This is a genomic window from Niabella terrae (genome assembly GCF_054783135.1).
In genome coordinates, this window is the sequence record NZ_BAAGRD010000029.1 from 1 (window position 1) to 8,603 (window position 8,603).

The 8,603-nt window shown below is 38.3% G+C and carries 12 protein-coding genes; all 12 read left to right on the forward strand.

The window, feature by feature from the left end; genetic code table 11:
- Window positions 1-485: 485 nt before the first annotated feature.
- Window positions 486-665: a hypothetical protein gene (locus ACYVI9_RS15215; RefSeq protein ID WP_460766043.1), complete on the forward strand. Its 180-nt coding sequence runs from the start codon at window positions 486-488 to the stop codon at window positions 663-665.
- 6 nt (window positions 666-671) lie between these two features.
- Window positions 672-1,052, forward strand: coding sequence for a DoxX family protein (locus ACYVI9_RS15220; protein ID WP_460766046.1), 381 nt, complete (start codon window positions 672-674; stop codon window positions 1,050-1,052).
- Window positions 1,053-1,063: 11 nt separating this feature from the next.
- Window positions 1,064-1,525: a hypothetical protein gene (locus ACYVI9_RS15225; RefSeq protein ID WP_460766049.1), complete on the forward strand. Its 462-nt coding sequence runs from the start codon at window positions 1,064-1,066 to the stop codon at window positions 1,523-1,525.
- A 36-nt stretch (window positions 1,526-1,561) separates the two neighbouring features.
- Complete coding sequence (locus ACYVI9_RS15230) at window positions 1,562-2,497, forward strand: alpha/beta fold hydrolase (RefSeq protein ID WP_460766052.1); 936 nt, start codon at window positions 1,562-1,564, stop codon at window positions 2,495-2,497.
- A 619-nt stretch (window positions 2,498-3,116) separates the two neighbouring features.
- Window positions 3,117-3,413 carry a hypothetical protein gene (locus tag ACYVI9_RS15235; protein WP_460766055.1) on the forward strand — a complete coding sequence of 99 codons (297 nt, stop codon included), beginning with the start codon at window positions 3,117-3,119 and terminating at the stop codon, window positions 3,411-3,413.
- A 610-nt stretch (window positions 3,414-4,023) separates the two neighbouring features.
- Entirely contained in the window at window positions 4,024-4,488 is a 465-nt protein-coding gene (locus ACYVI9_RS15240; RefSeq protein ID WP_460766058.1) for a hypothetical protein, read from the forward strand.
- Between the two features lie 121 nt (window positions 4,489-4,609).
- Window positions 4,610-4,999, forward strand: coding sequence for a hypothetical protein (locus ACYVI9_RS15245; RefSeq protein ID WP_460766061.1), 390 nt, complete (start codon window positions 4,610-4,612; stop codon window positions 4,997-4,999).
- A gap of 103 nt (window positions 5,000-5,102) precedes the next feature.
- Window positions 5,103-6,770 carry an RHS repeat domain-containing protein gene (locus ACYVI9_RS15250; protein WP_460766063.1) on the forward strand — a complete coding sequence of 556 codons (1,668 nt, stop codon included), beginning with the start codon at window positions 5,103-5,105 and terminating at the stop codon, window positions 6,768-6,770.
- Window positions 6,771-6,774: 4 nt separating this feature from the next.
- On the forward strand, window positions 6,775-7,362 hold the full coding sequence (locus ACYVI9_RS15255; protein WP_460766066.1) for a hypothetical protein: 588 nt from the start codon (window positions 6,775-6,777) through the stop codon (window positions 7,360-7,362).
- Between the two features lie 24 nt (window positions 7,363-7,386).
- A complete protein-coding gene (gene tnpA, locus ACYVI9_RS15260) occupies window positions 7,387-7,683 on the forward strand; it encodes an IS66 family insertion sequence element accessory protein TnpA (RefSeq protein WP_460766068.1) in 297 nt (98 codons plus the stop codon).
- Entirely contained in the window at window positions 7,671-8,021 is a 351-nt protein-coding gene (gene tnpB / locus ACYVI9_RS15265) for an IS66 family insertion sequence element accessory protein TnpB (RefSeq protein ID WP_460766071.1), read from the forward strand. The genes tnpA and tnpB overlap by 13 nt, the downstream gene beginning before the upstream one ends.
- 11 nt (window positions 8,022-8,032) lie before the next feature.
- Window positions 8,033-8,603: IS66 family transposase (locus tag ACYVI9_RS15270; protein ID WP_460766074.1), on the forward strand; the 571-nt coding region annotated here is incomplete at its 3' end.

The window sequence follows — 8,603 nt, forward strand, 5'->3', positions numbered from 1 at the left end:
ATTTAAAGAAACCTATCAACCTACACAGATACAGGTCATCCACCGGGATAATTACTGGGAGTGGCTAAGCGAAAATCAGTAACCGTTCCAACTGCTATAAGCTGCCACAATAAATAGGGGTTCATCCCCGGCACTACATGCCGCCACGAACCCTTATTTATTGTAGTAAATCGAACTTAACCATTTTTGGTGGTTCTCAGAAACTGATCTTTTTTTATGCCTTTTTATATAATTTTAGTCGGACAACATTGATTATCAATAGATAACATACCTTCTGCGCAATAGGCGGTCAGCCCCTTAAAATGTTTCGTGGTGTAATGGACGGCTTTATATATCGGCGTCCTCGGTGTTGCATCTTTGTATTAGTTCTCCATACTGCAACAGAATACAATTATATATTTCTAAGCTTCTAATTCCCAAAAAAATGAAAAAATATTTGCGTAGTTATGTAACTACATTTATATTTGTAGTCAAATAGCTTCATAATGAAAACAAGAAGAGACCTGTTTGAGGCTATTGCCGGCCCTACGAGACGAGCAATACCTTTGTTAAGTACAACTCAAGCATTGATAGCGGGTGTAATAGCTTCCAACTTTAATACGGCCAGACCAACCGTTTCAAAACATTTGCAGATTCTACTGGAAATCGCAAGCAAACTAAAATAGCAAATTATGTCAAAACGAAACAAAATCATTTATTGGATTACAACCATATTTTTGTCGATTGGAATGACAGCAGGTGGCCTGCAGCAAATGCTTCAAATTGGGGGTTACAACGAAATCGTAACAAAATTGGGCTATCCTTTATATCTTTTAACGATATTAGGCGTATGGAAAATTTTAGGCGTGATTGTTATTCTGGTTCCAAAATTTACTTTGGTAAAAGAATGGGCTTACGCAGGATTTTCCTTTGCAATGTCCGGTGCTCTCATTTCGCACTTAACTGATGGGCAATCATTTTCTGAAGCCGTTCCCTCAGCGATATTATTAGTAGAGACTATCTTGTCGTGGTATTTCAGGCCTGTTGAAAGAAAACTTATTATCACCCAATAATTATTAAAACAATGTCATATCAAGTAGATTTCAAAAATGTTAGCGAAATTGGCTTAGAAACTTCACCGGTTTCTAAAGCCCTTGCAGGCTTACGCGCCAACGAAGCGCGATACTTTAAGAATAAATATAATCAGGAATTTATTGTTCATCCAGTTTCCCAAAGCGGGGACACTTTACATTGGGTTAGCAAAATTTTGAAGGAAGAAAGGAATATTGTTATTGCCTCAAAACCTTTAGAAACAGCAAGCTTAATGGTTGATGGGATAAAATGGACATTTGTTTTTTATGAAAACGGGCTATCCATCAATGTGCTTTATACGATCGACAATCCAAAGAAGCGAGCAGTAGGTTTCAAGCTTTCTGAGGGGATGGAAATACCTGAAGAATTGGGAAAATTCAAATTTGCGCGACAGAAATCAAAACTTGCAGGGACCATTCGCGGTTCATTTTTTGTCATCAAAAACGAATATTAAATGGTGCGTTCGAGAATAGCCAAAACAACCTTACAAATGAAAAAAATGAAGAGAATCTTTTTGTATTCTGCATTATTCTCATTTTTGTTTTGCGGTTCGGGTTTTAATGCCCCATGCCAGACTGGCCACAAAGTAGATTACTTAATTACAGGTGATGGCACTTCATTGTATGTTGAAAAATCGGGAGCTGGCCCTTTATGTATTTTTGTTCACGGTGGCCCGGGAGCATGGAGTGGGTCATTCGAAAAACTCAAAGGAAGGAATCTCGAGAAAGGGCTGACAATGGTATATTATGACCAACGAGGATGTGGACGCTCAGGTAAATCTTCTGAGGGAGATTATTCTTTGGAAAGAATGATTGATGATATTGAAGCGCTCCGCAAGCATCATCAGGCGGATAAAATCTATTTGCTCTCCCATTCTTTTGGCGGTATTCTTGCCCTGAATTATACATTAAAATATCCTGAACATGTACAAGGACTTATTTTAGCCAATTCCACTTTGAACATGCATAGTTCGCTTAATGACCAACTTCAGTATATGAATAGTTTGTTAGAACATGAGTATATCCCTGCCGATAGTACCATATCCTCATTTATGGCTTCTTTTATGCAGGCAAAAACGGCTTTGTCCGAAAAAGGATTAGATTACAAAACAATTTCCGAAAATAAACAGAATGTTGATCTGCTGAATCAAATCGACAACGCAAGCCCTGGGAATTATGACTTTGCTCAGAACGTTTTTCAAATCAAAGACTATTGGGAGGATTATAGTAAACTTACAAATAAAGTAACCGTGCCTGTACTGGTCATTACGGGTAAAAAAGATTATGCAATTGGAAAAAGGCATTATAAAAGTTTTGGTTTCCCGAATAAGCGCATTAAAAGAATAAATGGAGGGCATTTACTTTATTATGAGAACAATGAAGAATTCTGTCGAACCATTTTCAGGTTCATAAAGCATTACAAATAAAATGACAATTTATATCGCTTGAAAAATGGGGATATTCTGATTAGGAGGGAGCGAGGGGATAATTAATTTTTGAGGATCGGCTAAAGTTTACCGCTGGTCAGCCTACTGTAACTAACATTTCCTTTTCTTAGGCAAGCCCTGGTTGGCATAGGACTTAATTTCACTAACCGAATGTCACTCAGTGGCAGGATTCGGCGGTTAATCGCATTCTGATGAAAAGCAATATTTTTAGGTTATATCTAAAAATGCCAGCGCTTTTTTGCTATTTTTGTGCACAAGTAATATTCAAGCAAATGAATTTTGAATAATTAGCTTTCCGTATTCAAATGACTAAGGAATTTTTACAGAAAAATGCGGTAAAAGCCATAAACCTACATATGCTGTAATAGCAAAATACACTTTTAAAGACAAAGTAGGAATAGCAGGCGAAATTCTTTTTTATAAGAATCGTGAGTTTTTATATACTATTGGGACAGATTTAGACTATGTTTACAGCAAAGGAAAGTGGAGACAAAAGGGAGATACTATAATTTTAAATAGTTTTTTTCATAAACATGGAGTACCCATAAAGGTTGTTTGCTTTGCCACAATAGATCCCTTACAAAATCAGTTGATCAGAATGGTGCAAAATATAAAAGGGGAACCTCTTACAGATGCCTTTGTCCAGATAAATAATGATTCAACAGAATATTTGCCACTAGCAGACATATATACCATAAAACCGGAAAGTGTTGATAGAGTAAGGGTGAGATTCGAAAATGCTCCAATCACTCAATGGACGAAAGTATCTAAAAAGCCGTATCAATCGTTGCAGATTGTTGTTCAAACATCTTTAGATCTGAAAAATTTTATTATACTAAATAACGTGAAATTTAAAGAAAAGGGTGAACAGTTGATTAAGGTAATTACTCAGTAAAAGTATTTTTACCTCCGTCATTCAGTTTTTTGATGTCGAAGACCTTGGTATAAAATGATTGCTAACGCCCAGTTAATCAGGGCGTCGCTGTTTATTGCATTTTCTGTTAGCGCTAAAGATATCAAGACTAGAGGTGATGTGATTGGAATAATGTTCTTCAAGTCATTTGAAACGTTCTTGCGCGCTCTTTGAAGCGTGTTACTGGATGAAGGCTCCTGGCCTCATACTCTTATGCGCTTGCCTCTGGCAATCAATGCCGCGGGTGCCAAGAAGCAGGTATATGAGTACAACATCAGGTACTGGCTGTTAGGGCAACCTGATCAAAGACGGGAACAAAGGTATTGGCACGATAAGCTATAATATCTTAAATTTACCGGAGCAAATCACGGTAACAGGCAGGGGTTCCATTGTTTACAGCAATGATGCGGCAGGTACTAAACTCAGCAAAACGGTTACCGAAGGTGCAAAAACCCAATACAATAGTATGTCGCAAAATTTTAAAAAGGGTTCCGTAGGAAATTCTAGTGGGATTTATCATAATTTCCCCTTGAAAGAAAAGGATGTAAATCCAATTATCAAAAAATTCTTCCCGTTGATAAATTGATTAAAAATGAAAAGTATACATCTTAGAATTTGTGTATTCTTTTTGCTTCTTTTAAAACCGGTTATTTCCTTTTCACAAGGAAAAGATTCTATAAAAAACAATGCGGAGATAATAGATCCGGTTGATTCCGCTTCGGTCATCATAAATAAAAAAAGCGACTATCTCCTAATTCCGAAATCAATAAAAGGAAAAGAAAAAAATGGAGTTATTGTAGCCCAACTAAAAGTTACAAGAACAAACAAAATAGCTGGCTATACTTTACAGTACTGCAAACTTGTAGTCGACAACTGTACTCTTTTGGATTTCTATCATGATACAGGATCTGACAAAAGTGTTGGCAGGTATAACGAACAGATAATGAAAACAATTAATCTCGAAGTAAAACAATACTTATCTGACCAAGTCATTATTAAAAGGCTTGATTTAAGCCAAAAATTTCTGGTGTATAAGATTAGTATACTATTAAGATAATTTTTCCCGCCGTTGGCGTTGTACCATGCCTTGTGTGATGATTCATCAACAGCCGAATTTTGGTCTAGCCTTTATAGTGAAATAGAAATCTAAGTTTATGTAACGTACAAAAAAAAATAGAATGAGATTTGTGAAATTTGTTCCAATAACGTTAATTTTTATTATTTTATTAATTGGGTGGCTAGAAATATTAATCATCTCAATAGAGCCAACAACTATGAACTATGTGTCATTAGCCGCTTTTTTGGCAATACTTATTTTATATTTTATAAACGTTAGATTAGGGCTTTATGCCACAGGAATCATGATTCTGTTAGGAGCATTTAATTTAATCCCAATCTTTTTGGGAAAGTTTAATGTAAGCTTTTTTGCCCTTGGATCAGACAATGAACGAAATGATTCTATTAAATTTGATTTGCGATGTATTGGGCTATTGGTGGTATACTTATTCTGTACTTGGAAAAGTATTTTTATATCTCCGGTTAAACAAGACTGTCTTAACCCCAAATAAGCTGGACTGATATTTCGAAAGGTTTGCTACTAATTCTTCGTTACCCCGGTCACCTTCCAGGCAAAAATAAGCAGGTTCTCCAGTCTTGCTGAGGCTATACAAAGTGGACGCCGCGCTCAGGCTCACGCAGTTCGGCCTTGACAAGCCCGTCACCCATGATTTTAGCAGCCAGGTGGGTGATGGCGCCAACCCCGGCAGCGCCTATGATTTCAATGGGAATATCCGCTTACTGACCCGTCAGGGGCTCTATAATGGTACCAAAACGACCATTGACCAGCTCGGTTATACCTATAATACCGGTAGTAACCGGTTGTTAAAGGTAATAGATGCCCAAACTACTGATTATCAGCTGGGTGATTTTAATAATGGCAGCAGTGGCAGTGGTAATGACTATGACTATGATGCCAATGGCAACCTGGTCAAAGACGGGAACAAAGGCATTAGCACAATAAGCTATAATATCTTAAATTTACCGGAGCAAATCACGGTAACAGGCAAAGGTACCATTGTCTACGGCTATGATGCGGCAGGCGCCAAACTCAGCAAAACGGTTACCGAAGGTGCAAAAACCACCCGAACCCTGTACCTGGGTGGGATGATCTTTGAAAATGATACATTAAGGCATATCGCTACTGCGGAAGGCAGGCTAAGACCTGTCAGCCCAACGGCTACCACGTTCGTCTATGACTACTTCCTCAAAGACCATTTGGGGAATGTAAGGGCTATGATCGACCAAAATGGCACTGTAATGGAAGAAACCCATTATTATCCATTCGGGTTGACGATGGCCAGGATATCATTTAAGGCTTTAAACAATGCACCTGAGAATAAACGTAAATGGAACAAAGGATCTGAATTAGAGAATAAGGAATTTAGTGATGGAAGTGGTTTAGAGTTGTACTCCACATTTTACAGAAGTCTTGATCCACAAATAGGAAGGTTCTGGCAGACAGACCCGAAACCGAATTATTCTGAAACCCCATATGCCTCTATGGGTAATAATCCAATCTCAAATAATGACCCGTTAGGAGATACTCTACTAAATAAAGCAGACCAAAGAAGAGCAAACCGGATTGAAAAGCAGATAAATAAAACTAATGCCTCTTTAAATAAACAAGCTACCAAACTTAATAGTAAAATAGCTGCTGCAGATGCTAAAGGCAATACAGCAAAGGCTGATAGATTAAGAGGAAATTTAGCTGATGTCAATGCAAGAGTAGCCACTAACACAAACACACTTGGTAATTTAAATGCAATAAGGAACGACCAAACACAGGCATATACATTTAATCAATTATCAGCAGGTTCTACAGAAGGCGGGACAATGTTAAAAACAATGAGTGTAAATGGTAGTAACCAAAACGTAATTGTAATGAGTGTCTTGAGTGATGCTAATGCTGTTCACGAATTGACACATGCTTACCAAGGAGGGATAGCACATTCTTTGACTTTTAATCTAAATGATGCCGTTAATCCTAGTAATTTTCCATATCGAGGAAGTATTGTTAATGGTCAGATGTTGAATGCTAATTTAGAGATTGCGGCATACAATGCACAATATGCATTCAGCCCAGGAAGCATGCCTTCTTCATTCTTCGGAGGTGTTCCAAACTCAATGAATGGAATTAATGCTTTTTATGTTGGCGGTCTTGATAGTAGAGACAGTCAAGGAAATATTTTAAGAGATGCACAGGGAAATAGTATTCCGGTTTATCCGAATGTGCGTAATCTAACAAATACAATTTTCAATTTACTTCGAATTTCATTTTAATTATATGAGACCACTATTTTTAATATTGTTTGCACTGATTTTTATTGGATGCAATACTATAAATAAATTGAAAGGGCGTTATGTGAACGGTAATAATCTTGAGTTTAGAATTAAAGATAATCCAAAGGAGTTTGAATATTTTTTGAGAAGCGAAATGGGTACTTTACAATATTCTAAAGGGAAATGGGAACTTAATAGAGACAAGCTGTATCTGTTCGGATTTAGCCATGATGTAAAGACTTTAGCTGTTGAAAGTATGATTAATAAAAATGCCGGTAACGGTGTGACAAAAGTTGAAATACATTATAACCCAGACAACGCTACTAATTACATTCAATCTGTCATTCTAATCAACGACAACAAGATATACCCGATAGCAAAGGACACGGTATTTATTCCAGACTACGAAGTGGAAACAGTACAGGTTAAGTCTTATCTTTCTTACTCAGGATTGTTATCATCAAGTCCCCAAATAGACACTTTGTATTCTTCTAAAATAAACGTTGGCAATGGAAGCGATGAGAATAAAAACATTGTTCTCAATTTTTCGGTTCATCCGTATCCAGTTGGCCAAGGGCATATAGGAATTTAGGATACAGGGTTTGACTTTTGCCCGATGAAAAGTAAAAACAACCTCAAAGCAGCGGCTATGGGTGCGCATATTGGCGCCTGCCGAAAAAGTGGATTAACAGTTAAGGAGTATTGTGATCAGCATGGGTTAAGCAGAGCCGGCTACTATTATTGGCTGCGGCGCCTGAGTGCAGCAGCTCCTTCTGGTAATCTTGTTGCGGTACATATAGATAATGTTAAGGTTGGCGGATCTATTGAGATCACTTACCCCAACGGAGTAGTTTTAAACTTTTCCGGCGAGTTAAGTGCCTCTAATGTAAAAGCGTTGGTATGTTGCATTTAAGTTCTTCGTGCCGGTATTTCTATTATAATGGATTTGCAGATATGCGCAAGGGAGCTTACAGTCTGAGCGGCCTGGTGCGTTCAGAAATGGGTCTGGATGTAACGAGCGGTGATGTGTTTATTTTTATCAGTCGGCGGGGTAATAAAGTCAAGTTGCTGCAGTGGGATCATGATGGCTTTGCTTTATATGAAAAGGGATTGGAGAAAGGGACATTTGAGCGGCCGGCGCTTGCTGCATCCGGACATTATAGTATCAGTGCTCAACAGTTACAGCATATATTACAGGGAGTAATACTTAAAAGTGTGCGACATAAATTCAGGTATAGACAAACTGGCTGAAAGTACTGCCATTGCTGCATTTAAACAGGATATGGCATCAAGATTGCAGTATCCTTTTCATCGCTACTCAGGATACAAATATCGACTACAAAGAACTCAGCGCACAAAAGGATACGATCATTGCTGAGTTGCAATCACAAATGCATTCATCTCAACTTCAGATTGAATCTCTTCAACTCCAAATCCGGGAGCTTAAAAGAATGATATTTGGTAGTCGTGCTGAAAAGTTTGTATCCGATATTGAGGCTGCCAGCCAGCAGCAGTTATTCGATGTAGCGCAAGTTGCAAAGGTCGAAGTGCAGAAAACCACTTTGGTCAGCCAGCATGAGAAGAAGGCGGTGAAGCTTAATGTAAATGAAAACCATCCTGGTCGCCATGAGCTGCCTGCAAGCCTGCGCAGAGAGGTAATTGTCCTGATGCCGGAGCTGGATGTGGAAGGTTTAAAGCCGGTACGCACCGAAGTGATGGAACAGTTGGAGTATCAGCCCGGCGAACTGTATGTAAAGCGGTATGAGCGGCCGGAGTTCATCAAACCATCCGCTGACGGACTAAATGCGAAGCGTGCAATAGCTGAGCCTGTTC